This is a genomic window from Microvirga terrae (assembly GCF_013307435.2).
In the GTDB taxonomy this organism is placed as follows: domain Bacteria; phylum Pseudomonadota; class Alphaproteobacteria; order Rhizobiales; family Beijerinckiaceae; genus Microvirga; species Microvirga terrae.
Map to the genome: position 1 here is coordinate 3,134,746 of NZ_CP102845.1, position 24,347 is coordinate 3,159,092.

Annotated in this window: 20 protein-coding genes, 1 tRNA gene and 1 pseudogene; 11 read left to right on the forward strand and 11 right to left on the reverse strand. The window is 63.9% G+C overall.

All coding sequences use genetic code 11. The annotated features are described in order from the left end of the window. Positions 1-79: 79 nt before the first annotated feature. Positions 80-2,251, reverse strand: coding sequence for a calcium-binding protein (locus tag HPT29_RS28645; RefSeq protein WP_285892591.1), 2,172 nt, complete (start codon positions 2,249-2,251; stop codon positions 80-82). Positions 2,252-3,134: 883 nt separating this feature from the next. Between HPT29_RS28645 and HPT29_RS14755 the strand changes: the two genes are divergently transcribed. Further along, positions 3,135-6,836 (forward strand): vitamin B12-dependent ribonucleotide reductase, encoded by a 3,702-nt coding sequence (locus HPT29_RS14755; protein ID WP_259060030.1) that lies wholly within the window; start codon positions 3,135-3,137, stop codon positions 6,834-6,836. A gap of 109 nt (positions 6,837-6,945) precedes the next feature. On the opposite strand, the gene HPT29_RS14760 is transcribed toward HPT29_RS14755, so the two are convergent. After that, positions 6,946-7,224, reverse strand: coding sequence for a hypothetical protein (locus HPT29_RS14760; protein WP_173946842.1), 279 nt, complete (start codon positions 7,222-7,224; stop codon positions 6,946-6,948). 230 nt (positions 7,225-7,454) lie between these two features. On the opposite strand from HPT29_RS14760, the gene HPT29_RS14765 reads away from it, so the two are divergent. Further along, a complete protein-coding gene (locus tag HPT29_RS14765; protein WP_173946841.1) occupies positions 7,455-8,714 on the forward strand; it encodes a HEPN/Toprim-associated domain-containing protein in 1,260 nt (419 codons plus the stop codon). 216 nt (positions 8,715-8,930) lie between these two features. Here HPT29_RS14765 and HPT29_RS14770 read toward each other — a convergent pair whose 3' ends face one another. After that, positions 8,931-9,419, reverse strand: coding sequence for a hypothetical protein (locus HPT29_RS14770; RefSeq protein WP_259060034.1), 489 nt, complete (start codon positions 9,417-9,419; stop codon positions 8,931-8,933). 188 nt (positions 9,420-9,607) lie between these two features. Here HPT29_RS14770 and HPT29_RS14775 point away from each other — a divergent pair, with 188 nt between their 5' ends. Beyond that, positions 9,608-10,024 carry a hypothetical protein gene (locus HPT29_RS14775; RefSeq protein WP_173946840.1) on the forward strand — a complete coding sequence of 139 codons (417 nt, stop codon included), beginning with the start codon at positions 9,608-9,610 and terminating at the stop codon, positions 10,022-10,024. A gap of 39 nt (positions 10,025-10,063) precedes the next feature. Here HPT29_RS14775 and HPT29_RS14780 read toward each other — a convergent pair whose 3' ends face one another. Beyond that, the gene (locus HPT29_RS14780; protein ID WP_173946839.1) at positions 10,064-10,345 is read right to left on the reverse strand and encodes a DUF3303 domain-containing protein; all 282 of its coding nucleotides are present in this window, start codon (positions 10,343-10,345) and stop codon (positions 10,064-10,066) included. Between the two features lie 373 nt (positions 10,346-10,718). Between HPT29_RS14780 and HPT29_RS14785 the strand changes: the two are divergent. Beyond that, a pseudogene (locus HPT29_RS14785) lies at positions 10,719-10,940 on the forward strand (L,D-transpeptidase); the annotation flags it as partial. Positions 10,941-11,197: 257 nt separating this feature from the next. Here HPT29_RS14785 and HPT29_RS14790 read toward each other — a convergent pair. Both HPT29_RS14790 and HPT29_RS14795 read right to left on the reverse strand, forming a co-directional pair. Next, a tRNA-Leu gene (locus HPT29_RS14790) sits at positions 11,198-11,282 on the reverse strand. A 66-nt stretch (positions 11,283-11,348) separates the two neighbouring features. Then, positions 11,349-11,678, reverse strand: coding sequence for a hypothetical protein (locus tag HPT29_RS14795; protein ID WP_259060036.1), 330 nt, complete (start codon positions 11,676-11,678; stop codon positions 11,349-11,351). Positions 11,679-11,741: 63 nt separating this feature from the next. On the opposite strand from HPT29_RS14795, the gene HPT29_RS14800 reads away from it, so the two are divergent. After that, a complete protein-coding gene (locus HPT29_RS14800) occupies positions 11,742-12,176 on the forward strand; it encodes a hypothetical protein (RefSeq protein ID WP_173946837.1) in 435 nt (144 codons plus the stop codon). Between the two features lie 22 nt (positions 12,177-12,198). Here the strand turns inward: HPT29_RS14800 and HPT29_RS14805 are convergent, their stop codons facing one another. Together HPT29_RS14805 and HPT29_RS14810 are read right to left on the reverse strand one after the other, a co-directional pair. Then, on the reverse strand, positions 12,199-12,741 hold the full coding sequence (locus HPT29_RS14805) for a DNA-3-methyladenine glycosylase (protein ID WP_259060722.1): 543 nt from the start codon (positions 12,739-12,741) through the stop codon (positions 12,199-12,201). An 88-nt stretch (positions 12,742-12,829) separates the two neighbouring features. Further along, entirely contained in the window at positions 12,830-13,690 is an 861-nt protein-coding gene (locus tag HPT29_RS14810) for an EcsC family protein (protein WP_173946835.1), read from the reverse strand. Between the two features lie 88 nt (positions 13,691-13,778). Here HPT29_RS14810 and HPT29_RS14815 point away from each other — a divergent pair, with 88 nt between their 5' ends. Both HPT29_RS14815 and HPT29_RS14820 read left to right on the forward strand, forming a co-directional pair. Continuing rightward, positions 13,779-14,525 carry an extensin-like domain-containing protein gene (locus HPT29_RS14815; RefSeq protein WP_173946834.1) on the forward strand — a complete coding sequence of 249 codons (747 nt, stop codon included), beginning with the start codon at positions 13,779-13,781 and terminating at the stop codon, positions 14,523-14,525. 130 nt (positions 14,526-14,655) lie between these two features. Further along, positions 14,656-15,324, forward strand: a complete 669-nt coding sequence (locus HPT29_RS14820; protein WP_173946833.1) for a DsbA family oxidoreductase — start codon at positions 14,656-14,658, stop codon at positions 15,322-15,324. A 90-nt stretch (positions 15,325-15,414) separates the two neighbouring features. On the opposite strand, the gene HPT29_RS14825 is transcribed toward HPT29_RS14820, so the two are convergent. Together HPT29_RS14825 and HPT29_RS14830 are read right to left on the reverse strand one after the other, a co-directional pair. Beyond that, on the reverse strand, positions 15,415-16,395 hold the full coding sequence (locus HPT29_RS14825) for an aldo/keto reductase (RefSeq protein ID WP_173946832.1): 981 nt from the start codon (positions 16,393-16,395) through the stop codon (positions 15,415-15,417). Between the two features lie 101 nt (positions 16,396-16,496). After that, positions 16,497-18,203, reverse strand: a complete 1,707-nt coding sequence (locus HPT29_RS14830; protein WP_173946831.1) for an IlvD/Edd family dehydratase — start codon at positions 18,201-18,203, stop codon at positions 16,497-16,499. A 66-nt stretch (positions 18,204-18,269) separates the two neighbouring features. On the opposite strand from HPT29_RS14830, the gene HPT29_RS14835 reads away from it, so the two are divergent. The 4 genes from HPT29_RS14835 to HPT29_RS14850 all read left to right on the forward strand — a co-directional run bounded on the left by HPT29_RS14835 (position 18,270) and on the right by HPT29_RS14850 (position 22,947). Continuing rightward, positions 18,270-18,947 carry a GntR family transcriptional regulator gene (locus HPT29_RS14835; protein ID WP_173946830.1) on the forward strand — a complete coding sequence of 226 codons (678 nt, stop codon included), beginning with the start codon at positions 18,270-18,272 and terminating at the stop codon, positions 18,945-18,947. A 194-nt stretch (positions 18,948-19,141) separates the two neighbouring features. After that, positions 19,142-19,939, forward strand: a complete 798-nt coding sequence (locus HPT29_RS14840; protein WP_173946829.1) for an HpcH/HpaI aldolase family protein — start codon at positions 19,142-19,144, stop codon at positions 19,937-19,939. A 436-nt stretch (positions 19,940-20,375) separates the two neighbouring features. After that, positions 20,376-21,071: a gamma-glutamylcyclotransferase gene (locus tag HPT29_RS14845; RefSeq protein ID WP_173946828.1), complete on the forward strand. Its 696-nt coding sequence runs from the start codon at positions 20,376-20,378 to the stop codon at positions 21,069-21,071. A 781-nt stretch (positions 21,072-21,852) separates the two neighbouring features. Next, entirely contained in the window at positions 21,853-22,947 is a 1,095-nt protein-coding gene (locus HPT29_RS14850) for a replication protein RepA (protein WP_173946827.1), read from the forward strand. 135 nt (positions 22,948-23,082) lie between these two features. On the opposite strand, the gene HPT29_RS14855 is transcribed toward HPT29_RS14850, so the two are convergent. Continuing rightward, positions 23,083-24,063: an aldo/keto reductase gene (locus tag HPT29_RS14855; RefSeq protein WP_173946826.1), complete on the reverse strand. Its 981-nt coding sequence runs from the start codon at positions 24,061-24,063 to the stop codon at positions 23,083-23,085. Between the last annotated feature and the right edge of the window lie 284 nt (positions 24,064-24,347).

Genomic DNA, 24,347 nt, shown 5'->3' on the forward strand with positions numbered 1-24,347 from the left:
ATGAGGTCTCTGGCACTGAGGGCTGGGCCCGGTGCAACTGAGGCAAACCTCACCCCAGCCCCGCACCCTTGCCGCTCCCTTACCAGATCAGGAAGTTGGCGGCGCTCAGCTGCGCATGGTTGGCGAGCACCGCGACCTTGACCTGCGCCGCGCCGCCCACCCCGTCGGCATCGTAGAACAGATCGCCCGTCGCCTGATCGTACACGATCCGGTGCGCCGTCGTCGTGGCCGCCGTGCCGAGCCTGAACGCCGTGCCGGCCAGGTTGTACGACCCGGCCTGCGCAAACACCGCAGAGCTCAGCGCGATGGTGTCGCCCGCGGCAAAGTCCTGGATCGTGTCCACATTGCCGGCGCCCAGCGCGCTGGTGAAGGCAAAGGAGTCCAAGCCCTCGCCGCCGTTCAGGACATCACTGCCGAAGCCGCCGTCGAGCCAGTCGTTGCCGCTGCCGCCGAACAGGTAGTCGCCGCCACCCCGGCCGTACAGGGTGTCGTTGCCGCCCTCGCCGTAGAGCTGCGCCCACGAGCCGCCGCCGCGATCAATACTCGTGAGCGTGTCGGCGTAGTTCGAGCCCTGCAGCACCTCGATGTTCGAGACCTGATCCCCCGCCGCCGCGCCGCCGTTCTGGTTGCCGGTCAGGTCGACCACCACGCCGCCGGTGGCGCTCTGGTAGGAGAGCACGTCCCAGCCGGCGCCGCCGTCGAGGAGGTCGCCGCCCGGGCCGCCGTCGAGCCAGTCGTTGCCGGCGCCGCCGAACAGGGCATCACCGCCGGCCTTGCCGGTGAGCCCGTCGTCGCCGCCTTCGCCGTAGAGCTGGACGCCGTTGCCGTTGCCGCGGTCGAGGCCGGTGAGCCGGTCGGCGTGGTTCGAGCCCTGCAGCACCTCGACGTTGAGGATCCTGTCGCCGGTCGCCGCGCCGGCATTGGTATTGCTGGTGAGATCGACGGTCACCCCGCCGGTGGCACTCTGGTAGGACACCACGTCCCAGCCCTCACCGCCGTCGATCTGGTCGGCTCCGGCACCGCCGTCGAGCCAGTCGTGGCCCGTGCCGCCCTGCAAGGTGTCATTGCCGTCGTCACCCAAGAGGGCATCGGCGCCTGCATCGCCGAAGAGGACGTCATTACCGTTCCCGCCATCGAGGGTATCGTCGCCGTCCCCACCCTCCAGGCTGTCATTGCCGGCTTGGCCACTCAGCTTGTTGCTTCCAGCATGCCCGATCAGGCGGTCCGCGAAAGCCGAGCCGCTCAGGGCCTCGATGCTGTCGAACTGGTCACCGTCCCAGCTTCCGCTGAACGCAAGCGTCGCCGTTATGCCGGCGGCCGCATCCTCATAGGACACGGTGTCGAACCCAGCGCCGCCCAGGAGCCGGTCTGCCCCTGCGCCGCCCAACAACAGATCGTCCCCAGCGCCGCCATTCAGGATGTCATTGCCGGCGCCGCCCTTCAGGACGTCCGATCGAATGTCGCCAGTGATCGTGTCGTCGCCGTCGTCACCGCTCAGGAAGCCGCTGCCGGTGATGACATCGTCATCGCTAGAGCCGGAGACGAAGTCCACCGCGTGGCTGCTGCCATCGGCGTCCTGGACCGTCAGCGTGATCTTGTAGCCAGGCTTCGGCGGCTTCCCGTCTGCACGGGGTGGAGCCCAGTAATAGTGTCCGTCAGGGCCTCGAACCAAGTAACGCGCGGGAGGACTCCTTGAATCCGTACCGACATGGATCTCCCACATCTCAGGCCCGCCATTGAAGTGAATGTAAAACGTGCCCATCTCGGTTTGAATCACTTCGCCTTCCGCTGTCCGGTCCATATTCACCGCGGCTCGATTCGCACTCCACCAACCCGCGGGCGGTGTCCAGGTCGAATCTTTAGGAAATGGTGCGGTCAGGTTCACAACCCTTGGTGCGCTCGCTGTTCCGGGTTGGGATCCACCGCTTGGCGTTCCGCCATCGGGTGTCGCGCCGAACACGAGATCAAAGATCATATCGGCGATCCGCGAGTTGGAGCCGTTCTCTGCTCCTCCCTGGGCAATTGCCGCGTTGATGTTCTCGAACAATTGCGCCACGATCTCGGCATTCACCTGCCGGAGCTCTTCGTCGCTCAGTTCATCGTCGTCCTGTGAGCCACCGGACGAACCGCCGCCCGAGCCGACGTTTCCGGGACTGGGCTGATAGCCGATGGACACGGTGGCGAATGCCGGTGTGCCGTTCAGCACCATGTCCTCCAGCATTTCCATTGCCGTCCGAAGATTCATTGCCATTGATTTCTCCTGGTCTGCTTGCTGCAGTGAAGATCGCCCCCCATTCATGGACCCGTTGAACAGTCCTTCGAGCGTCCCACGGATACAATGTTACAATATTCCTAGGGACACGCAAGAGGAGCATGATGTCTCCGAGAGCACAAAGAACACTTCAACTTATGCGGGAAAATACTGGTGAACTTTCACATGATTTCGAGAGCTTGAGGCAGGCGATTTAGGATCAAGTCTCCCGCCTCGACAGCCCTCTCCTCCACTAGACCGCTTCACGACTCACTCGCGTCTTCAAGCTTCGCGACTTGTCGGTTCGATTCGGACGGAAGCGCTGCAGTCACGAATTATCCCGGAAACCAGGGATTCCCTGGATTTCGGTGCTCTCAAGGACCTTTCCTCGGTTCCTGCCCCCTGCCCGCCCGATTGATGCGCCGGCACAACATCTGGGCTCCTTTTGACGGGACTCTCAGCCGGCGAAGCTTGGCCGGCCGGAAAACCCGGAACGGATTCTCAGAGGAGTCTCTGTGGTTTAGCTAGTTTTCCACATTCTTAACACTCTCCACACTATATATAGTTGGAACCGCGAGCCGCGACACAAGTTCTTGACGTAAGGCTCGCAACACGACTAGCTTGCCGGGGTACCGACCAGAGACCGGTGACCGACCCGAAAAGGCCGGTTGAAACTCCCCAGAGTGAGCGTCAGAGCCCCGTGGCAATCGCATTGCCGCGTGACCTGTGGCGCCTCGGGAAGGCCGTAACTCAGGCGTGTTGCGAGTGGCGATCCGGGAACAACGGATCGTTGGGGCGTCGAACAACAATTGTGGGCTGATGAGCTGCGGGGCAAATCGCGGCCATGGGGATGTTTTGTCCCCAGAACTTAGGAATGTGACCTATGCGGATCGAGCGGCGTTATACGAAAACCGGCCAATCGCCTTATTCCTCCCTCGCCTTCCGGCTCGCCACGAGCGAGATCCGCAATCCGGACGGCTCGGTCGTCTTCCGGCTCGAGAACATCGAGGTGCCGGAGACCTGGAGCCAGGTGGCGTCCGACGTGCTGGCCCAGAAGTATTTCCGCAAGGCCGGCGTTCCGGCCCGGCTGAGACGAGTCGAGGAGAACGACGTCCCGTCCTGGCTGTGGCGCTCGGTTCCCGACGAGGCGGCGCTGAGCGAGCTGCCGGAGGACCAGCGCCTCGGCTCCGAGATCTCGTCCAAGCAGGTCTTCGACCGGCTCGCCGGCTGCTGGACCTACTGGGGCTGGAAGGGCGGCTATTTCTCGTCCGAGGAGGACGCCCAGGCCTTCTACGACGAGCTGCGCTTCATGCTCGCCAACCAGATGGTGGCGCCCAACTCTCCGCAATGGTTCAACACCGGCCTGCACTGGGCCTACGGCATCGACGGCCCAGGCCAGGGCCACTTCTACGTGGACTACAAGACCGGCAAGCTGACCAAGTCGAAATCCGCCTACGAGCACCCGCAGCCCCATGCCTGCTTCATCCAGGGCGTCGAGGACGACCTGGTGAACGAGGGCGGCATCATGGACCTGTGGGTCCGCGAGGCGCGCCTGTTCAAGTACGGCTCCGGCACCGGCTCCAACTTCTCCAAGCTGCGCGGCGAGGGTGAAAAGCTCTCCGGCGGCGGCCGCTCGTCCGGCCTCATGAGCTTCCTCAAGATCGGCGACCGCGCCGCCGGGGCCATCAAGTCGGGCGGCACCACCCGCCGCGCCGCCAAGATGGTGGTGGTCGACGTCGACCATCCGGACATCGAGAGCTACATCGACTGGAAGGTGAAGGAGGAGCAGAAGGTCGCCGCCCTCGTGACCGGCTCCAAGCTCGGCAACAAGCACCTCAAGGCCATCATGAAGGCCTGCGTGAACTGCGAGGCCGAGGGCGACGCCTGCTTCGATCCGGAGAAGAACCCGGCCCTGAAGAAGGAGATCAAGCTCGCCCGCCGGGTCATGATCCCGGACAACTACATCAAGCGCGTCATCCAGTTCGCCCGCCAGGGCTACACCGACATCGACTTCCCGATCTACGACACCGACTGGGATTCCGACGCCTACCTGACCGTCTCAGGCCAGAACTCCAACAACTCCGTGTCGCTCACCGACGACTTCTTGCGCGCGGTCGAGAACGATGCCGACTGGCACCTCACCGCCCGCAAGGACGGCAAGGTGGTGAAGACCCTGAAGGCCCGCGACCTGTGGGAGCAGATCGGCCACGCCGCCTGGGCGTCCGCCGATCCCGGCCTGCACTTCAACACCACCATGAACGACTGGCACACCAGCCCGGCCGGCGGCCGCATCCGCGCCTCGAACCCGTGCTCGGAATACATGTTCTTGGACGACACGGCGTGCAACCTCGCCTCCGCCAACCTGCTGCAGTTCTTCGACCGTCAGAACCACAAGCTCGACGCCGAGTCGTTCGAGCATGCCTGCCGCCTGTGGACGATCGTGCTCGAGATCTCGGTCATGATGGCGCAGTTCCCGTCGAAGGAGATCGCGCAGCTCTCCTACGAGTACCGCACCCTCGGCCTCGGCTTCGCCAATATCGGCGGCCTGCTCATGACCATGGGCCTGCCTTACGATAGCGACGCCGGCCGCGCGCTCGGCGGCGCGCTCACGGCGATCATGACCGGCGTGTCCTATGCGACCTCCGCCGAGATGGCCGGCGAGCTCGGGCCGTTCCCGAACTACAAGGCCAACGCGAAGCACATGCTGCGCGTGATCCGCAACCATCGCCGCGCCGCGCACGGCGAGGCCACGGGCTACGAGGGCCTCGCGGTCGACCCGGTGCCGCTCGATCACGCCTCCTGCCCCGACCAGGATCTCGTCGCCCATGCGAAATCCGCCTGGGACAAGGCCCTGGAGCTCGGCGAGAAGAACGGCTACCGCAACGCGCAGGCCACCGTGATCGCGCCCACCGGCACGATCGGCCTCGTGATGGATTGCGACACCACCGGCATCGAGCCCGATTTCGCCCTGGTGAAGTTCAAGAAGCTCGCCGGCGGCGGCTACTTCAAGATCATCAACCGGGCGGTGCCCGACGCCCTGCGCGCGCTGGGCTACCGCGAGCACGAGATCGCCGAGATCGAGGCCTACGCGGTCGGCCACGGCTCCATGAAGCAGGCTCCCGCCATCAACCCGGGCTCCCTGCGTTCCAAGGGCTTCACGGACGAGAAGATCGACGCGGTGGAAAAGGGCCTGAAATCGGCCTTCGACATCAAGTTCGTCTTCAACCGCTGGACGCTGGGCGAGGACTTCCTGACCGGCACGCTCAAGGTGCCGGCGGACAAGCTCAACGATCCGTCCTTCGACCTGTTGTCCTTCCTCGGCTTCTCGAAGGCCGACATCGAGGCCGCGAACATCCACATCTGCGGGGCGATGACTCTCGAAGGCGCGCCCTTCCTGAAGGTGGAGCATTACGCGGTGTTCGACTGCGCCAATCCGTGCGGCAAGATCGGCAAGCGCTATCTCTCGGTCGAGAGCCACATCCGCATGATGGCGGCGGCCCAGCCGTTCATCTCGGGGGCGATCTCCAAGACGATCAACATGCCCAACGACGCCACGGTCGAGGATTGCAAGAACGCCTACATGCTGTCCTGGAAGCTGGCGCTGAAGGCCAACGCCCTCTACCGCGACGGCTCCAAGCTCTCGCAGCCGCTGAACTCCGCCCTCATCGCCGATGAGGACGAGGATGCGGAGGACGCGGCCGAAACCCTCGCGGCCCTCCCGGCCGCGGCGAAAGCCGCGCACGTGTCGGAGAAGATCGTCGAGAAGATCGTCGAGCGCGTGGTGGCCCTGCGCGACCGCGAGAAGATGCCCGACCGCCGCAAGGGCTACACCCAGAAGGCCGTGGTCGGCGGCCACAAGGTGTACCTGCGCACCGGCGAGTACGACGACGGACGCCTCGGCGAGATCTTCATCGACATGCACAAGGAAGGCGCCGCCTTCCGGGCCATGATGAACAACTTCGCCATCGCGATCTCGCTCGGCCTGCAATACGGCGTGCCGCTGGAGGAATACGTGGAGGCCTTCACCTTCACGCGCTTCGAGCCGGCCGGCTTCGTCCAGGGCAACGAGCGCATCAAGTCCGCGACCTCGATCCTCGACTACGTGTTCCGCGAGCTCGCGGTCTCGTATCTCGCCCGCAACGACCTCGCCCACGTGGACCCGTCGGAAGCCGGCCCCACCACCATCGGGTCGGGCGAAGCCCAGTCGAAGGCCCCGGAACCGGCGCCCGCCACGGCCATCGTGTCCCGCGGCTTCACCCGCGGCTCCGTCGACCGCCTCATGCTCATCCCGGGCGGCGGCGGCAGCGCCGGAAGCACGACGCAGCGCTCGCCCGGCCTGACGGTCGGCGCGAACGCCCTGAAGGGCGAACTCGCTCAAGCCCCCGTGCAGGTGGAGGAGCAGGTCGGCGAAGCCGAGATGGCTAAACTTGGGTTCTCTGCACCGTCGGTCGCGGACCGGCGCGCCGAGGCCAAGATGAAGGGCTATGTGGGCGAATCCTGCCCCGAATGCGCGAACTTCACGCTCGTGCGGAACGGGACGTGCTTGAAGTGCGATACGTGTGGATCGACGACGGGGTGCTCGTAAAATGAACTAGGCCCTGGACTGGGGAAAATCCCAGTCCAGGGCCTCAACCAAAGCATGCCGAATGTCAGGTGAAGGCTACAATTTTCGCCAGCTGAGCGAAGCTATCATTTCAAGAAGTGTCGCTGACAACTGGGATGAAGCACGCCTCGAATGGCGCCTTGTAGACATTTACGAGGCTGAAGAGCCAGAGAGCTGTCTGTGTGGTCACACTCCAATTATAGAGATGTGCGTTCTCCAGAACAAAAGGAATGGCAAATCTGCAGAAGTAGGCAACGTTTGTGTCAAGAAGTTCCTTGGCCTCAATTCGGGTAAGATCTTCGACTCCCTTAAACGTGTTCGTGATGACATCGGGAAAGCTCTCAATCCAGATGCTGTAGAGTTCTTTCATGGGAAAAACATCATTACCACTTGGGAACGCAAGTTTTATATGGACACGTGGCGCAAGAGGAACCTCTCCGGTAGGCAGGCTACAACCCGCGTCAACATCAACGAGAAAGTGCTGAAGGCCTTTCAAAGCGGCAGAGTCACAAATTGATCCTCTGTCTTAAGACGGACTCAATCCGCTCGAACCAAATACAGGTTGGAACTGCAATCTGTATAAACACGGAGAGCCTTTGAATGGGCTCGATGATCCATTTGGCCGTAGGGCGTCTTGAAGTTGACTGGGGCAAAAACTCAGGATTTACTGATCATAGCGCTCTGTTTCAGCAAACTGACCTGGTACAGATTCCATACTATTATGTGGGTCAAGGCCCTTCAGAGATCGACAACAAAGTTGAAGAAAAATACGAAATATTCACAAAGTATAAGGACGGACTTTCTAAACCTCTCGGACAAGTAGTTGATCGACTAGAACTTCTTGGATACACCTTGAGACAGGCAAGGAGTGAGTTCGATTTTCTATCGGAATTTAATAGCTTTTCTACGTATGAGTTCCCTTTTGAAGCTTTAGCGGCAGCCCTCTCAACAGTCGATGTCTATGAAATTTCGGCCGACTATGGCGATGGGGAAGACTTCGGAGATTTTTTTCGACGCCACATATTCGATCGGATCGGCTTAGCCAAATTTGTCAAAGACCCAGATGAGGTAAAGGTTGCCGCTGCTGAGGCGATGGAGAATTTGTCGCCGTACGCAATATTGCGATTGCTGGCAGAAAATCCTGATGCACGCCAACTACCCGTAAATTGGCAGTTTGCAGATGTTGAGTATGCAGGCTGGGCTAAGCGAGCACAGTTTGTCAAAGATTTGGACACGGAGAATCGTTTTCTGATTGTTACAGAAGGTAGTTCTGACGCAGGTATCCTAAAACACGCATTCAACCTGCTCATGCCTCATATTGCTGACTTCTTCCAGTTCGTGGATATGCAAGAGGGATACCCGTTCACCGGCACAGGCAACCTCTACCGCTTTACCCAGGGCCTAATAAGCATTGGAATCCAAAACAAGGTAATTATTCTGTATGATAATGATGCAGAGGGAACGGCGAGCTATGTCAGAAGCCTAAAGCTTAATTTGCCGCATAATATGCGTGTCTTGAAGCTTCCCGATCTGCAAGACTTCAAACGCTTCAAGACCATTGGACCTCACGGTACTCGGCTCGCTAACATCAATGGCCGTGCCGCAGCGATTGAGTGCTACTTAGATCTTGGATCAGATCCGATCGTCAGATGGAATAATTTCAATAAGGACACACAAGATTATCAAGGCGAGCTGGTGGGCAAGACCGAATTCGCCAGAAAATTTTATGACCTGACAAGCTATAGCAGTGAATACGATTTTAGGAAGCTTACTCGCGTGCTTCAGCATATCGTTTTCTCATGTGTAGAGATGCGCGAAGCACTAGCTCTACAGCAGCTTGGAAGCGAACCACCGTGGTAGCATTTAATGTCATCTCCTCGCAAAACTGTGCGCCGCCATCGAGCCGCTGCGTCCGATGCGAGCATCTGCATTCTTCCCAATTTAATTCTGCCGAATGAACCTCACCGTCATGGCCGGGCTTGTCCCGGCCATCCCGATCGGAAAAGCGCGGCGCTTCAGACAATCGAGATCACCGGCACAAGGCCGGTGACGACGACGGAGAGTGTCGTGGCCCCCTCACCCCTCCGGCCTGCGGAACACGCCCTGCACCACCGTGCCGCGTCCGACGAGTTCCGGCGGCGGGTTCTCCCAGTCGACCGGCTCGGGCGCGCGGCCGTGCCAATAGACCATCCAGCGGCCCTGGTCGTCCTGGTAGACGCCGTAGATCAGGTGGCCGCGCCACTCGCCGTGGCCGCGCCACCCGCTGTGGCCGCGCCAGCGCCGCTCGCGCCGGGCGGGACCGACGAGTTCGCCGACGCCCCGCGCCACCAGCCAGGCGAGGCCGAGCAAGGTCGCCGGCACGGCGACGAGCCAGAGGGCCTGGATCGGCTCGGAGGAGCTTTGAAACTTCGAGAGCCAATCGGCCCAGAGACTGTAGGGCTGGTCCATCGCGCTAAACTCCCCTCCGGTGAAGCGGCCACCAGGGCTCCTGGTGGCCGGGGAGTTGAGAAGCCGCCTGTAGACGACCGCGATGACCTTTAGGCTTTCGCCCTGGACATGCGCCATCGCCTCCCCGACCGTAAGGTTGGGAAGGCATCGTTCACGGCCGATACCGGCCGCTACAGGTCGGGGTTCTCACGCCCCGGAACCGGGTGCGCCCGGCTCCGGTTCCGAGATAACACGCGGACATGGTATAGGGTCAATGCCTCGCGCATCCCGCTCCACCGCCGTCGCGCCGGAGGCCCGCCTCGCCCATGATCCCGCGTCTCGCCCTCCTACTCCTCGCCCTCCTCCTCGCCCTCGTGGCCCCGGCATCGCACGTCCATGCCCAGAGCCTCTCGCCCGGCCGGCACCCGTTCTGGGCGCTCGACCCGGTGGTCGAGGTGACGGAGCCTTACGAATGGCGGTCCTTCGGGCGGATGCGCGCCGTCATGGCCGGGCTGGCGCGGGCCGGCCGCGCCTGCCGGGCCGAGGCCTACGAGCGCGGCGCCGTGGTCGCGTGCGGGTCGGGCGAGGAGCGGCTGCTGATCGATCTCGCGGCCGCGCCCACCCGGCATCCGGAAGCGCTCACCGTCGAGTCGATCCGGCCGAGAGGGCCGAACAGCGAGCCCCTGCCCGCCGCGCAGCACATCCCGTTCCTGCGCGATCTGCTCGGCCGACGGGACAGGTGAGCGGGACCGGTCAGCCCTCGCGGCCCGTGCCGGCGGATCTCACCCGCCGGGCTGCATCCGTCGCGCCAGCTCCAGCCCCTGCTCGGCCGTCAGGGCCGGGACGACGGTCAGGTCGAGGAAGTCGTCCCATGCGGCGATGCCCATCATGATCGGCGCGGGATCGTCCGCCTCGGCGATGGCCACGAGGGCCGGCTCGCCGGACATCAGCCAGTATTCCGCCTTCACGCGGATGCCCGGCGGGTACTGCCAGGCGACCCGGCGCGCCACCCTCTCCTTCATGGTGCCCGCGGCCTTCGCCTTCCCCATGATCACGTACAGCATGACGAGTCTCCCTTCGTTTCCATGGGCCACTCGACGCAACAGCACAAAGCGATTCTACGCCCGCAGGTGCCCGGCGGAAAGCGCCCGGGAACGGACCGTTTGGGACGGGGCGGCACGAGGCGCGGCGCGGCGTGGTCGCCAGGATCCGGAACTCGACCCGCCCCGCGCGGACAAAATTTGCCGGAGCGGGAACCTTAGCCTTTCGTGGCCGTCATTCCAGGAGCGGCCTTCGTCGCCGACGCGGCCGACCCGGGGAGACCGACCGATGCGAGGATGGATCACGTCCGCTTGCCTGCTCCTGGGAGCGATCGGCATCGCGGCTCCCGCCGCGAGCGCGGAGGTCTCCATTGCGGTGAACAAGACGACCCAGCGCATGACCGTGTCGGTGGACGGCGTCGAACGCTACGCGTGGCCCGTCTCGACGGGCACGATCGACTATTCCACGCCCACCGGGGCCTTCACGCCCTCGCGCCTGGCGAGGGAGCACTACTCGCGGGAATGGGACGACGCGCCCATGCCGCACTCGATCTTCTTCACGGATTCCGGTCACGCCATTCATGGCAGCCGGGCCACCGGCCTTCTGGGTTCGCCGGCGTCCCACGGCTGCATCCGGCTGTCGCCGACCAATGCGCGCATCCTGTTCGCTCTCGTCGAGGCCGAAGGACCGGCCAATACGAGGATCGAGATCACCGGCTTCGACCCCATCGGGACGATCGTCGGCAGCCGGAACGGGACCCGGCTCGATTCCAGTCGCCTGACCAGCTTCGATCCCCTCACGGACGGGATCATGTCCGGCGGCGGCCCCATCCGGCGGCCTGCTCCGCACGAGGCGCTCGCCACGAACGGGAGCAATGGTGCGGCCGAGAGGACTCGAACCTCCACGGGTCTCCCCGCTACCACCTCAAGGTAGTGCGTCTACCAATTCCGCCACGGCCGCGCTTGGATTGGCTAGAGGATCGGAGCGCCGACGGCAAGCCCCGGCCTTGCGCTCCGGAGGTGTCGATCACATCTGCGGCAGGCCCCCACCCACCACAACGAGATGCTGCCGATGAACGACCCGTGCCGATCGCATGCGACCTCTGGCCAAAACGCCGCCCTGGACGACGCGGCCTTCGGGCCGGACGGCCTGGCGGACGAGCTTGCCCTCCTGGCCTCGGCGCTGGACGGGCATGGCTGCCCCTGCGTGGCGGCGGCATTCCGGCAGGCGGCGCGGCGGCGGCGCGTGCAGAACCTCCTCGAGACCGCCCTGGCTGTCGCGGCCCGGGTCGTCTAGCGGCGGGCCTGGGGCAAGGGGCGCGGCCGGGGTCCGTGCCCTCGCATTCGTCAGACTCATAAAAAAGCCGTCGATGTTCCGGATGACCCCGCTCCGCATCGACCATCATGGGGTACGAGTTCCTTGAGCACCGGCATCGTCGCGACTGCAATCGTTCTGATCATCGGCTACGTCATCGTGTCGAGGATCGTCGGCCTGGCGTTCCGCTTCGTGGTTCCGATGGTCATTCTCGTGCTCCTGGGCGGAGCCGGCGTGTTCTCCGGCCTGATGCCGGAGCGCTCCGCCGCCGACCCCTATGGGCCGTACGCAGAGGCCCAGCATCGCCCTGCCGCCATCGGCGACCTGCGCCTGCGCGACATCGCCGACATGGCGGTCGACGCGGTGCGCTCCGTGCTCCAGGGAAGCCTGGCCCTTCTGAACGGCATCTCGGACCCCGAGCCGGGGCGGGAGCCGCGCTGGCCGGACGAGCGGGAGCACACCCGGCGGGGTGAGCCCTATGGGCCCCAGCCCGGCTTTACCGACGATCCGGGCCGGGACGAGCCAAGGCCCCGGTGGTGATCGGGCCGGCCCGAAATCCCGATCAGATCTTCCGGCTGACGAAGCGCGATCCGGCGAGCGCAAAGCGCCAGAGCCTGTCGGTGGCGCGCGAGATCCCGATCCTTGGCCCCGCGGTCACTTCGACCGGTTCCTCCCGGCCGAAGACCTGGAAGGGCGCCTGGTCCAACGGCAGCCCGTCATGGGCGATCGTCACGCCCAGGGCCTGACAGAGCCGACCAGGGCCCGCGCAGAGAAGGCGAGGATCGTCGAGCCCTCGCCGCGCCGTCATCGTCCCGAGTCCGGCGGTGGGCTCCAGGGCCCGGATCAGGACCGCGCTACCCGGCAGGCAGACCACGTTGAGACACCAGTGGATCCCGTAGGATCGGTACACGTAGGCATGACCGGCCGGACCGAACATGGCCGCGTTCCGTACGGTTGGGCCGCAGAAGCTGTGCGAGGCCGGATCGTCGCCCGTGTAAGCCTCGGTTTCGACGATCACGCCGCCGATTCCCTCGACGAACAGGGTTGCCCCGACAAGATCCTGGGCGATAGTGACGGCGTCGCGGGCGAAGAACGCCGACGACAGGATCCCGGCGTTGCGCGATGACTTCGGCCATGACTTCGGCGACGACTTGGGCGACGACTTGGGCGAGGACTTGGGCATGTGCACGGGCTCACACGCCTTCCTGAGACCGGATCCGGTCATAGGCCGCCCGCACCGTCCCCTTGCCGTAGATCCGCTCCAGCCGGCGCACGGTGAAATGCCCGCGGGCCAGCGTCTGGAAATGATCGATGAAGGCAGCGTTGACGGCTGCGCCTCCGATCGCCCCGATCACCGGAACCGCCTGGGCGGCGACCTTCTGCGACACGACCACCCCGAAGCGGGCTCCGATCTGGGCCAGCAGGCGCAGGATGGCCGAGGTGCTCTCGTCGACGACGCCGCGCCCGGCCATCTGCTGCAGAGCGCGGGTGACGGACTTCGCCATGGCGGCCCGCACGGCGAAGTAGCCGGCCTCGTGCAGGTTGTCGGAGCCGGAATGCCCGCCCAGGGCGAAGACCTGGACGCAGGCCAGGGCCGTCTCGGGATCCTCGAGGTTCTCGCCCTCGCTCTGGGCGATGCGGGCGATCGACCGCAGCATGATCGTGGTCGAGACCGGAAGCTCCACCAGAACCGCCGAGATGCCGAGCGCCCCGCCCATGGCACCGGACAGGGCCGCCAGCGCCTTGTGAACGCGGGTCTCGGGGTCCCTACCCCCCTTTGGAATCGTCTTCAGCGCATAGCGCAGGGCGCGGGTCAGCGCCGTCTGGGTTGCCTTCGAGATCACGTCCGAGACCGGCACCGGAAGCGCCTGCCCGAGCAGCTCGACCGGCCGACCGGCCAGGGCCGAAAGGCGGGCCACGTAGCTCGGCCCCTCAAGGGCGAACACGGCCTGCCGCAGCGCCTCGCGATCCTCGTCCGAAAGGGCGATCTCCGGCGGCGCGGCGCGATCTGCGGTTGGTGGCGGCGGTGTCTGGGGTCGAAGGTCGTGGCTCATGCCCTCTAATTGGGGATCCGAGGCCGCTTCGCACAGGCCGCAACCCTTCAACTCAGCTTGGCGTTGATCTTGAAGGCTGGAGGAGCCGATGTTGATTAGACCCGCCGCGGGTTTCGTTTCCGTGCTGATGGCCCAGGGCGCCGCGGCGCAGCCCCTTCCCCCTCTGCCGCCTCCACGGCCCGTCGAGACTCCTTCTCCCGCACCCTCTCCTGCCCCTCGGCCCGAGCCTTCCCCGGCGCCCACCGCCGGCGCGCCACCGGCCCCTCCGGCAGCCGACGATTGCCTGGCCGGACTGAAGGCGGCCGGGTTCGAGATCGAGCCAGCGGAGCCGCCCCAGGTCTCGAACGACCTCTGCCGGATCGAGACGCCCGTGCGGCTCAAGGCCGTGCCGGTTCCGACGAAGCCGGAGACGGCTGTCCGGCTCGCCAACCAGCCGATCCTGGCCTGCCGCTTCGCCGGACCGTTCGGGCACTGGATCGGCGCCCTCGTCGCCCCGCTCGTCGCTGGCATCAAGGGGAGCGACATGAAAGCCGTCCAGACCGGCCCCGGCTTCGAATGCCGCAACCGGAACCGAGCCGCCACGGGCAAGCTCTCGGCACATGCGCAAGGGCTTGCGATCGACATCGCCGGCTTCGAGCTCGCCAACGGCACCACCCTGCGGATCAAGCCTGAAGCCGACGCCGCACCGGATCCGGCGCTCGCAGCCTTGCGGACCGCGGCCTGCGGCTGGTTCACGACGATCCTCGGTCCCGGTTCGGACGAGGCGCACCACGACCACCTGCACGTCGACATCGAGCAGCACGGATCGAGCGACCGTTACCGCATCTGCCAGTAGGCGATCGTCGCGGCAAGGATCGCCTGAACGTGAACGAACGTCTCACGGGATCGTCCCCGCGAGGCGTCCGCGTTGTGCTATCACGGCAACCCCGTGACCTCACGAATCCCGAACAACCGCGAGCAGCGCCATGACCCAGCACCTGAAGATCGACTTCGTCTCCGACGTGGCCTGCCCGTGGTGCGTCATCGGCCTGCGGGGGCTCGAGCAGGCGCTCGCCGATGCCGCGGACGCGGTGGAGGCCGACATCACCTTTCAGCCGTTCGAGCTCAATCCGGGAATGTCCGCAACGGGGCAGAATCTTGTCGAACATATCATGGAGAAGTACGGGTCCACGGCGGAGCAGTCGGCCGCCAGTCGCGCGATGATCCGATCGCGCGGCGCCGAGGTTGGCTTCACGTTCAACATGACGGAGGAGAGCCGGATCTACAATACGTTCGATGCCCACCGGCTGCTCCACTGGGCGGGGATCGTCGGACGCCAGCGGGAGCTGAAGCTCTCGCTGTTCAAGACGAACTTCACCGATGGCGCAAACCTATCCGACCATGGAGTGCTCGTGGATGCTGCGGTCGCGGCCGGCCTCAATGGGGATGAGGCGCGCGAGATCCTGGCGTCGGGACGCTATGCGGAGCAGGTCCGCGGTGCCGAGCGGGAGTGGAGTGCCCGCGGCATCCGCTCGGTCCCGGCCATCGTGATCAACGGAACCTGGCTGATCTCGGGCGGCCAGCCGGCCGGTGCCTTCGAGCAGGCGCTGCGCGGCATCGCCGCCGAACTTGAGCAAGCCTCGGCCGGCGCATGACCGCGCGTCGATTGGGGCATCGCGGACGCTTTGAGCCTCCGCGGGCCATTTCGACAGGCTCAGACCCGGCGCCCAATCCGATGCAGGCCCTCACCAGCGCTGATGCACATGCGGGCGGATCAGACGGTCGTAGATGCTCCGGGCGGCATCCATCTGGTCTGCCGTCAATGCAGGCAGCTCAGCCGCCCGCGCATTCGAGACCGCCTGGTCCGGATTGCGCGCCCCTGGAATGACGACCGTCACGGCTTCGCTCATCAGGATCCATCGAAGCGCGAACTGCGCCATCGGCAGGGTGCCGGCCACCGACCGCAACTCCTCGACGGCCTTCAGGCCCACCTCGAACGGGACGCCCGAGAACGTCTCGCCGACGTCGAACGCCTCTCCGTGCCGGTTGAAGGCCCGATGATCATCGGCAGCAAACTGACTGCTGTCGCTCAACTTGCCGGTCAACAGGCCGCTGGCGAGCGGCACCCGGGCGATCACCGCCACCTGGCGCTCCTGAGCCAGGCGGAAGAACAGTTCGGCCGGACGCTGACGGAAGAGGTTGTAGATGATCTGCACGCTCGCGATCGGGTATTCGAGAGCTTTGATGGCCTCCTCGACCTTTTCGACGCTCACGCCGTAGTGTCTGATCTTGCCTGCTTGGACCAACCGGTCGAGGGCCTCGAACACCTCAGGACGGTAGTAGACGTCCGTGGGCGGGCAATGGAGCTGCACCAGGTCGAGCGCATCGGTCTGCAACCGTTCCAGCGAGCCTTCGACAAAGCGCGTCAGCGCGTCGGCCGTATAGGCGCCCGCCACATGAGGGTTCAGCTGACGACCGGCCTTCGTCGCGACGATCACGTCATCCTGGTGTCTTTGCTTCAGGACGCGAGCGATCAATCGTTCGGAGCGACCGCCGCCATAGACGTCAGCCGTGTCAATGAAGGTGACGCCGGCATCAAGGGCCGCATGGAGGGCGGCTTCGGCGTCGTGCTCGGAGACGTTGCCCCAGCTGCCGCCGATGGCCCAAGCGCCGAAGCCGACCTCCCCGACCTGCTGACCTGTTCTGCCGAATGAGCGCTTCTTCATGGAGTGATATCCTGGCTGATGGAAAGGGGAAGGCCTAGTCCGCCCGATCGGGCGTCGCAAGACCGGCAAGGGAATGGTCTCGTGTGCGTTCGAGAATGGGGTCAGCAGAAATCGAAGTCGCAGCCCTCGTCGGCCTGCAACACGCTCCTGAGATAGAGGCCCCAGTATCCTCGCTTCTCCTCGAACAGGTGGTGCGGCGGCCGCCATTCCTGGGCGCGGCGCCCGAGTTCGACTTCGTCTACAAGAAGCTCGAGACGCCGCTCGGACACATCCAGCCGGATCAGGTCTCCGCTGCGCACGAGCCCCAAGGGGCCGCCGGTCGCGGATTCGGGAGCGACGTGGAGCACGATCGTCCCGAAGGCGGTGCCGCTCATGCGCGCGTCCGAGATCCGGACCATGTCCGTCACGCCCGCCTGGGCGAGCTTCTTCGGGATCGGCAGATAGCCGGCCTCGGGCATTCCGGGGGCGCCTTTCGGGCCGGCATTGCGCAGGACGAGAACGTCGTCCGCCGACACGTCGAGCTCCGGATCGTCGATGCGGGCGACGAGATCCTCGACAGACTCGAACACGACCGCGCGGCCGGTATGCTGCAGGAGCTCGGGCGAGGCCGCCGAGTGCTTGATCACCGCCCCGAGGGGAGCAAGATTGCCGCGCAGGACGGCCATGGCACCTGTCCCTTTGAGAGGATTGTCCCGGCTCCGGATGATCGTCTGCCCAGGCACGTTCTCGGCATGATCGGCAATGGACCCGATGGTCTCGCCCGTGACCGTAACGGCGTCCAGATCAAGGTGATCGCGCAGTTCCTGCAGCAGGCGGGGAACGCCGCCGGCCCAGTGGAAGTGCTCCATGTACTTGGCCCCCGAGGGTTTCAGGTCCACGAGGACAGGAACGTCGCGCCCTATGCGATCGAACTCTTCCAAGTCGATTTTCAGGCCGCGCCGACGCGCGACCGCGGCCAGATGGATGAGGCCGTTCGTCGAACCGCCGATGGCCTGCAACACCACCATGGCATTGCGGAAAGCCGCCTCGGTCAGTAGCTCGCTGGGGCGGATCCCGCCCTCTGCCAATGAAACAGCCTGGCGGCCGCTCGCCTCGGCGGCCCGGATCCGATCGGCATGCGTGGCCGGTATCGAGCCGGTTCCCGGCAGGGCGATGCCGAGCGCCTCGACGAGACAGCCCATGGTGCTTGCGGTACCCATGACCATGCACGTGCCTTGGGTCGGGGCCAGACGGCCGCTGACGACCTCGACCTCGTCCTGGTCCATAGCCCCGGCCCGGTGCTGCCCCCAAAGGCGGCGGCAATCGGTGCAAGCCCCCAGCATCTCGCCCTTGTGGTAGCCGACCAGCATCGGGCCCGTGATCAGTTGGATCGCCGGAACATCGGCGCTCGCAGCCGCCATGAGCTGCGCCGGCACGGTCTTGTCGCAGCCTCCGATCAGCACCACCGCATCCATCGGCTGAGCGCGGATCATCTCCTCCGTGTCCATGGCCATGAGGTTGCGCAGGAACATGCTGGTCGGGCTGGCGAAGGATTCGTGGATGGAGATCGTGGGGAACTCCATCGGCAGTCCGCCGGCCAGCATGACGCCCCGTTTCACAGCCTCGATCAGGCGGGGCACGTTGCCGTGGCAGGGATTGAAGTCACTGAAGGTATTGGTAATTCCAACGATGGGGCGTTCCAGAGCATCGTCGGAGAAGCCGGCCGCTTTGATGAAAGCCTTGCGCAGGAACAAGGAGAAGCCGGGGTCGCCATAACTGGTGAGATTGCGTCGCAGGCCGAAAGCGGAAGGCTTGGGATTATTGGTCATGACGACAGATCATTGGTGTGCTAACAGGATTGTCAACAATAATGTCGGAGACCAAGCGAGGATCGCATGGATGGCGGGGAACGTCAGGCTTCGACCGATCGTGTGAGACTGGTAGCCAATGCCCTTGAGGAGGACATCGTCCTGGGATGGCTGCAGCCGCGGGAGAGACTGATCGAGGAAGACATCGCAGCTCGTTTCGACGTCAAGCGGCATGTGGTGCGCGAGGCGATTGCCGAACTCGAACGCATGGGGCTGGTCGAGCGCGTTCAGAACAAGGGCGCGACGGTGCGCATGATGAGCCCGACGGATGTCCGCCAGATCTATTTCGTCCGGGAGGCTTTGGAGACCCTGGCGGCGCGAGAAATCCCGCTGCCGCCCCGACCGGAGACGATTGCGAGGCTGATCGAAATCCATGGGCAGCATTCGGCTGCAGTCGAGAATGGCGATGCCCGGGCCGCGTTCAGGGCGAACATGGCGTTCCACACTGCGCTTTTCGAAGCCTGTGGCAATCCGCACCTCATCGAAGCGATCCGCACCCTCGCGCAGAAGGCTCACGGAGTTCGCTCCTATACGGCGGCAAATCCCATGCTCCTCGCCAGGGCGAGGGACGACCATCAAGCGATGATCGAGGCACTGGAAGCCTCCGATCGGGAGAGGCTGATTCAGCTTTGCCAGGATCACCTCAGACCGGCTCGGGAGGCCTACATCGCCTCCGTGGAGCAACGCTTCGGCAAGGCTGGCTGATGATCACTGTCGATGACGGGCCTCAACGTGATGGCAGGCGAGACAGAGTGCAAGCGCATGAGGCGGAAGGTCTGTCGCTTGTACCCTCCGAGCGATGCGCTGCTTTTGGGAGAAGCTCCGGCTTCGACCGGAAAGTGGCCGGTATTACCATCAAAGCAACCGAAGCAATGATTCAAACACAAGGGTGATCAACGATGGACCTTCAGCGCAACGCTTTCAAAACCGCTCTCAAGGCGGAGAAGCTGCAGATCGGGCTCTGGAGCAGCCTCTGCAGCAACATCGTGGCGGAGATCATCGCCCAGAGCGGATTCGACTGGATCCTTCTCGATATGGAGCATTCCCCGAACGAAGTTCCGGGGATCCTGAGCCAGCTTCAGGCACTCGCTGGCGGAACGGCGACACCCATCGTGCGTCCCGCCTGGAATGATCCCGTCCTCATCAAACGTCTCCTCGACATCGGGGCGCCCGCCGTTCTGATCCCCTTTGTTCAAACTGCTCAGGAAGCAGAACAAGCCGTCGCGGCCTGTCGCTATCCTCCGGCAGGCATCCGCGGCATCACGTCGGTGAGCCGCCCCAGCGGCTACGGACGGCTGCCGGCCTACCTCAAGCAGGCCGATCAAGAGACCTGCGTTCTTGTGCAGATCGAGACGTCTCAGGCTCTGGCAGACTTGGAGGCAATCGCCAATGTCGAGGGTGTCGACGGCGTGTTCGTCGGACCGGCGGATCTGTCCGCATCCTTGGGCCATATCGGAAACCCTCAGCACCCCGAGGTACAGGCTGCCATTCGAGATGCCGTTCGGCGGCTTCAGGCTATCGGGAAGCCCGCCGGCATTCTTGCCCCGCGAGAGGCGGATGCCCGGCGCTACATTGAATGGGGCTATGGGTTCGTTGCCGTCGGGTCCGATCTGGGACTTCTGGTCAAAGGCGCCGACGACTTGGCTCAGAGCTTCCGATCGAGTTCCTCGGGAAGCTCTCTGCCAGAAGGCCGATGAGAGCTCGATGGGCGACGGTGATGGCCCCTTGAGGCCGCCGGTCCAAGCTGGAATAGGCCATGATGAAGGATGGATCGGGACCCACGCGACAGCGTCACCGAGTGCCTGGCCGAGCAAGGCAGAGCGACTCGGGACCGCCTCCCAGGTTCCCGCCAAACGTCAAGGGCGGTTCCTAGAAGGATTCATTGTCGGGGATCCTGCGGGAGACATCTGCCCGGGATTACCCCCATATTCCCTGCCGCGCCGGTCCATTGAATGCGCTACCCTTATGCAAGAACCCGGCCCATTACGTGGCACTGCCATGCGTCTGGGACATGAACATACGGGGGCTTCAACACCTACATATCATCCACTGTCTCGGATCGAGGGCAAGTGGATCCTCTTCGGGACGCAAGTTGCTCGCGGCTCGGTTTCGGCCGCGAAAGCGGAGAACGGAATGGAAGGATCGATCGGGAAGAACAAGCATCCCCTCACCCGGGAAGCTTTGCAGAACGGCTTCGTCAGCGAGATGATCGCGCGATCGGGGAGCAACCTTCGGGTGCTTGGCGACGAAGAGCGGCGGCGATCCCTGGAAGCGACGCTCGCTGCTCAACCCGCTCCGGGCGATGATGTCTGGCTGTTCGGCTATGGTTCCCTGATCTGGAACCCCGCCTTCCACTATGCCGAGCGTCGACCCGTCCTGATCCGGGGCTGGCATCGCCAGTTCTGTCTGGCCACCCCCATCGGGCGCGGAACGCCGGAGCGCCCCGGCCTGGTTCTGGGACTTGATCGAGGAGGCTCCTGCAGGGGTGTGGCATTTCGCATCCCGCGTTCCGAGGCGGAAACGGAACTCGAGCTGGTCTGGCGGCGCGAAATGGTGACGGGAGCGTATGTGCCGCGCTGGGTCACGCTGTCCGGCCCGGACCTGCCCACCGGCACCGCGGGCATCGCTTTCACCATCAACCGGGCAGCACCGAATTATGTGCGTCCCGTCTCGGAGGCCGACACGGCCCGGGTGATCGCCACCGCCCATGGGGCGCTCGGCTCATGCCGGGATTATCTCTTCGACACGATCCACGGTCTGGAGGGATTTGAGATCCACGACCAGCATCTCAAGAGGATTGCGCGGCTGGTGCGTGAATACCGGGACTGAGAGATCGATAGCCCAAGTCGCGCTCCATTCCGGACCTACGAAGAGTTCGATTCGCCCTCGAATCGGCGGGTCAGAGCCGCAGAGCCTTCATGACACCCGAGATTGCGGGATGAACATTCCCTCCAAAAAAGAGACTTTCAGACCCATAGGTAAGTATTTGAATTGACTCAGTTTCAGCAAGATTATGAGTCAGGTATATGCAGGAGGCGAAAGCTCAATCGCATCAGACTTTTAGTCGTGAAGTCCGCATAGGAGTCTGCGTGGTCCCGTATCGAACTCTGCGCTCGGCCGCATCGGACTCGGCGTTGAAAAACGACGCGGCCACATAGGAATCTGCGCAGTCGCGCATCGGACTCGGCGAGGCCATCGGGCTAAAGGCCTGTCGATTAAGTCGAAATTTTCATGAAGCCTGCATCGAACTCTGCGCAGGCTTGAAGCCTCTCCGCTTGGAAGGAGTTCGAACTTCTTATGGGCCGGAGTTTTGACCAGAGCGTATCGAACTCAGCGCACCTCCGGCCGGTGCGCCGGAGGCCCAGCAGCCTTTTCCTACCCTGCTGGGCGTATTGAACTCTGCGTGGTCCTGACTGGGCTACGCTAGGGACGCGGGCATCGGAGAAGTCCGATCTGTTCCCAATGATCTCGGTTGACCCTTCCTGCGCGGAGGCGCGACGAAAGCTCTGGATAACTCTCGATCTCCGGTCATCACGAGGAACCCGATCCCGGCATTGGGGCGTTGCGAGTCCGCGAGCCACCTCCACGCCCGACGAGTTCAAGAGGCAATATGACCGCTGAAGACCATCTTGCCACGATCCGTGATGCCGATCTCCTGGAAGAGGTCGAGCGCGCGCGCGGCCATTTCATGTTCAAGACTATTGTCGAGCACATCGCCCATAAACAGGAACAGCGCGACGCCCAGCAGGCGAAGCAATCTGCCGTCGAGGCCCGGCGTGCGGCCATGAGCCGAGATCAAAGACGTCGCGATGCCGTGCGTGAAGTGATCGAAGCCGCACCGAGCTCCCCGGAAAACATCCAGAACATTCACAGCGTTCTGGCCCTGTGCGGGCTCCCGTATAGGGAACCAAAGGGTGAGCGCGAGTTCTTCCGCGAGTATGGTCGGAACACGCTCAGCATCATGGCTGGTCGCCTCAAGAACCCGAAGACGGGCCAGATGGAGGTTCAGGGGCTCCCCTATGGGCCAAAGGCTCGTCTCGTTCTGCTTCACCTCTGCACCGAGGCCGTTCGTCAGCGCAGCGCCCGGATCGAGGTTGCAGACAGTCTCTCCGGCTTCATCAAGCAGATGGGCTTCCCCGTGACGGGCGGCGAGCGCGGGACGCTCCGGCAGTTCAAAGAGCAGTTGAACCGGCTGGCAGCCTGTACGATGCAGATCGGTCTCTGGGACGGCGCATCGCGATCGAGCACGTTGAACGTCCCACCGTTCCGGCAGCTCGATATCTGGCTGACCGGCAGTTCCGATCAGGGTTTGCTCTGGTCGAACACCGTTCAGTTCCACGCCGACTTCTATGACAATCTCATTCAGCACGCGCTTCCGGTCGACATCCGGGCCGCGCGGGCGTTCTCCGGCTCAGCCCGGAAGCTCGACATGCTGTTCTGGCTCGGATATCGCCTGCGGACGGTGCAACGGCCGTTGAAGTTGAGCTGGGACAATCTTCATCAGCAATTCGGCTCCGACAACGCCAGCATCCGGAGCTTCAAGCAGGCCTTCAAGGGAGACTTGGCCCATATCAAGGAGGTGTTCCCGCGCCTGCGCGTGTCGCTCGACGACGGCGGGATGCTCCTGCTCCCGACGGACCCGAGCGAACTTCTGGTCCAACCCAGACGCCCCAAAGCAGAAAAGCTCAGTGCATCAGCCGCTTAAGAGCGCAGACTTCGATTCGCTCCGGTCTCGAAACCCCTGGATCATGACCATCGGGCGTACGCATCCGCGCGCTGGATATGGCTGGGGCAGTCCCGACGGACATCGGTTACGCGGTGGCGCATGGCATGCTGCCGCTTAAACGAACCCGGCGAGAGCGTGCGGCACATATGCCTCTTCCAGTTGCGCAATCTCCTCCGGTGTCAATTCGAGGGACAGAGCAGCTACGGCATCGTCCAGGTGCTGCGGCTTCGTGGCGCCGATGATCGGTGCGGTCACGACCGGCTTGTGCAGCAGCCAAGCCAATGCGACCTGCGCCCGCGGAACGCCCCGTCGGGCCGAGATCTCAGCCACCCGCTCCACCACCTTGCGATCCGCCTCCGCGGTCGTGGCATACAGCGACTTGCCGAATTCATCCGTCTCAGAACGGGCGCTGCTCTCATCCCAGTCACGGGTCAGGCGGCCGCGGGCGAGCGGACTCCAGGGGATGACGCCGATGCCCTCGGCCTGGCACAGACGCAGCATTTCCCTCTCTTCCTCACGGTAGAGGAGATTGTAGTAGTTCTGCATCGACACGAACCGTGTCCAGCCGTTCAGGTCCGCCGTGTAGAGCGCCTTGGCAAACTGCCAGGCATACATGGATGAGGCTCCGATGTAGCGAGCCTTGCCGGCCCTGACGACATCGTGCAAGGCCTCGAGCGTTTCCTCGATGGGTGTCGAGTAGTCCCAGCGATGGATCTGGTAGAGGTCGACATAATCGGTGCCGAGCCGGCGCAGACTGTTGTCGATCTCGGTCATGATGGCAAGGCGGGACAGCCCGGCTCCATTCGGCCCCGGGCGCATGCGCCCATGCACCTTTGTGGCGATCACCACCTCGTCCCGTCTCGCGAAATCCTTGAGCGCGCGGCCGACAATTTCCTCGCTTGTGCCGTCGGAATAGACATTGGCCGTGTCGAAGAACGTGATGCCGAGCTCAAGGGCACGCTTGATGAAGGGCCGGCTCTGCTCCTCGTCCAGAGTCCAGGGATGGCTTCCGCGACCGGGAACCCCGTAGGTCATGCAGCCGAGACACAGGCGGGAAATCTCAAGGCCGGAGCGGCCGAGCCTCACGTAATCCATGACCGTGTTCTCCTCCTATTCGCTGTACCGACGCCGGCCTCATCGCCACCCGGACCGGACACAGGGGCGAGGCATTGGGCGAATTCCCGAGCTGATGGACGAGTTATAAGGCTCATTGGGGGATCGACCAGCGGTCGGCCGACTGTCGGCAGACCCATCGAGGCGATACAGGCGTGACAGCAGGCTTGCCGTCCACGGCACTGCCAACCTGGTTCCATTCATGGGGCCCATACATGACTGAGGCTCATCGGTCCATGCAGACCCAGGCCTCTCATCGTTTCGGC

Bases quoted from the DNA above. Each gene is read 5' to 3' on its own strand.
- HPT29_RS14770 (WP_259060034.1), bottom strand. From the start codon at position 9,419: ATGGCGCATGTCCAGGGCGAAAGCCTAAAGGTCATCGCGGTCGTCTAC.
- HPT29_RS14810 (WP_173946835.1), bottom strand. From the start codon at position 13,690: ATGAGCCACGACCTTCGACCCCAGACACCGCCGCCACCAACCGCAGAT.
- HPT29_RS14815 (WP_173946834.1), top strand. From the start codon at position 13,779: ATGTTGATTAGACCCGCCGCGGGTTTCGTTTCCGTGCTGATGGCCCAG.
- HPT29_RS14755 (WP_259060030.1), top strand. From the start codon at position 3,135: ATGCGGATCGAGCGGCGTTATACGAAAACCGGCCAATCGCCTTATTCC.
- HPT29_RS14840 (WP_173946829.1), top strand. From the start codon at position 19,142: ATGGACCTTCAGCGCAACGCTTTCAAAACCGCTCTCAAGGCGGAGAAG.
- HPT29_RS14775 (WP_173946840.1), top strand. From the start codon at position 9,608: ATGATCCCGCGTCTCGCCCTCCTACTCCTCGCCCTCCTCCTCGCCCTC.
- HPT29_RS14850 (WP_173946827.1), top strand. From the start codon at position 21,853: ATGACCGCTGAAGACCATCTTGCCACGATCCGTGATGCCGATCTCCTG.
- HPT29_RS14780 (WP_173946839.1), bottom strand. From the start codon at position 10,345: ATGCTGTACGTGATCATGGGGAAGGCGAAGGCCGCGGGCACCATGAAG.
- HPT29_RS14760 (WP_173946842.1), bottom strand. From the start codon at position 7,224: ATGAAAGAACTCTACAGCATCTGGATTGAGAGCTTTCCCGATGTCATC.
- HPT29_RS28645 (WP_285892591.1), bottom strand. From the start codon at position 2,251: ATGGCAATGAATCTTCGGACGGCAATGGAAATGCTGGAGGACATGGTG.
- HPT29_RS14795 (WP_259060036.1), bottom strand. From the start codon at position 11,678: ATGAGTCTGACGAATGCGAGGGCACGGACCCCGGCCGCGCCCCTTGCC.
- HPT29_RS14820 (WP_173946833.1), top strand. From the start codon at position 14,656: ATGACCCAGCACCTGAAGATCGACTTCGTCTCCGACGTGGCCTGCCCG.
- HPT29_RS14835 (WP_173946830.1), top strand. From the start codon at position 18,270: ATGGATGGCGGGGAACGTCAGGCTTCGACCGATCGTGTGAGACTGGTA.
- HPT29_RS14830 (WP_173946831.1), bottom strand. From the start codon at position 18,203: ATGACCAATAATCCCAAGCCTTCCGCTTTCGGCCTGCGACGCAATCTC.
- HPT29_RS14855 (WP_173946826.1), bottom strand. From the start codon at position 24,063: ATGGATTACGTGAGGCTCGGCCGCTCCGGCCTTGAGATTTCCCGCCTG.
- HPT29_RS14825 (WP_173946832.1), bottom strand. From the start codon at position 16,395: ATGAAGAAGCGCTCATTCGGCAGAACAGGTCAGCAGGTCGGGGAGGTC.
- HPT29_RS14845 (WP_173946828.1), top strand. From the start codon at position 20,376: ATGGAAGGATCGATCGGGAAGAACAAGCATCCCCTCACCCGGGAAGCT.
- HPT29_RS14765 (WP_173946841.1), top strand. From the start codon at position 7,455: ATGGGCTCGATGATCCATTTGGCCGTAGGGCGTCTTGAAGTTGACTGG.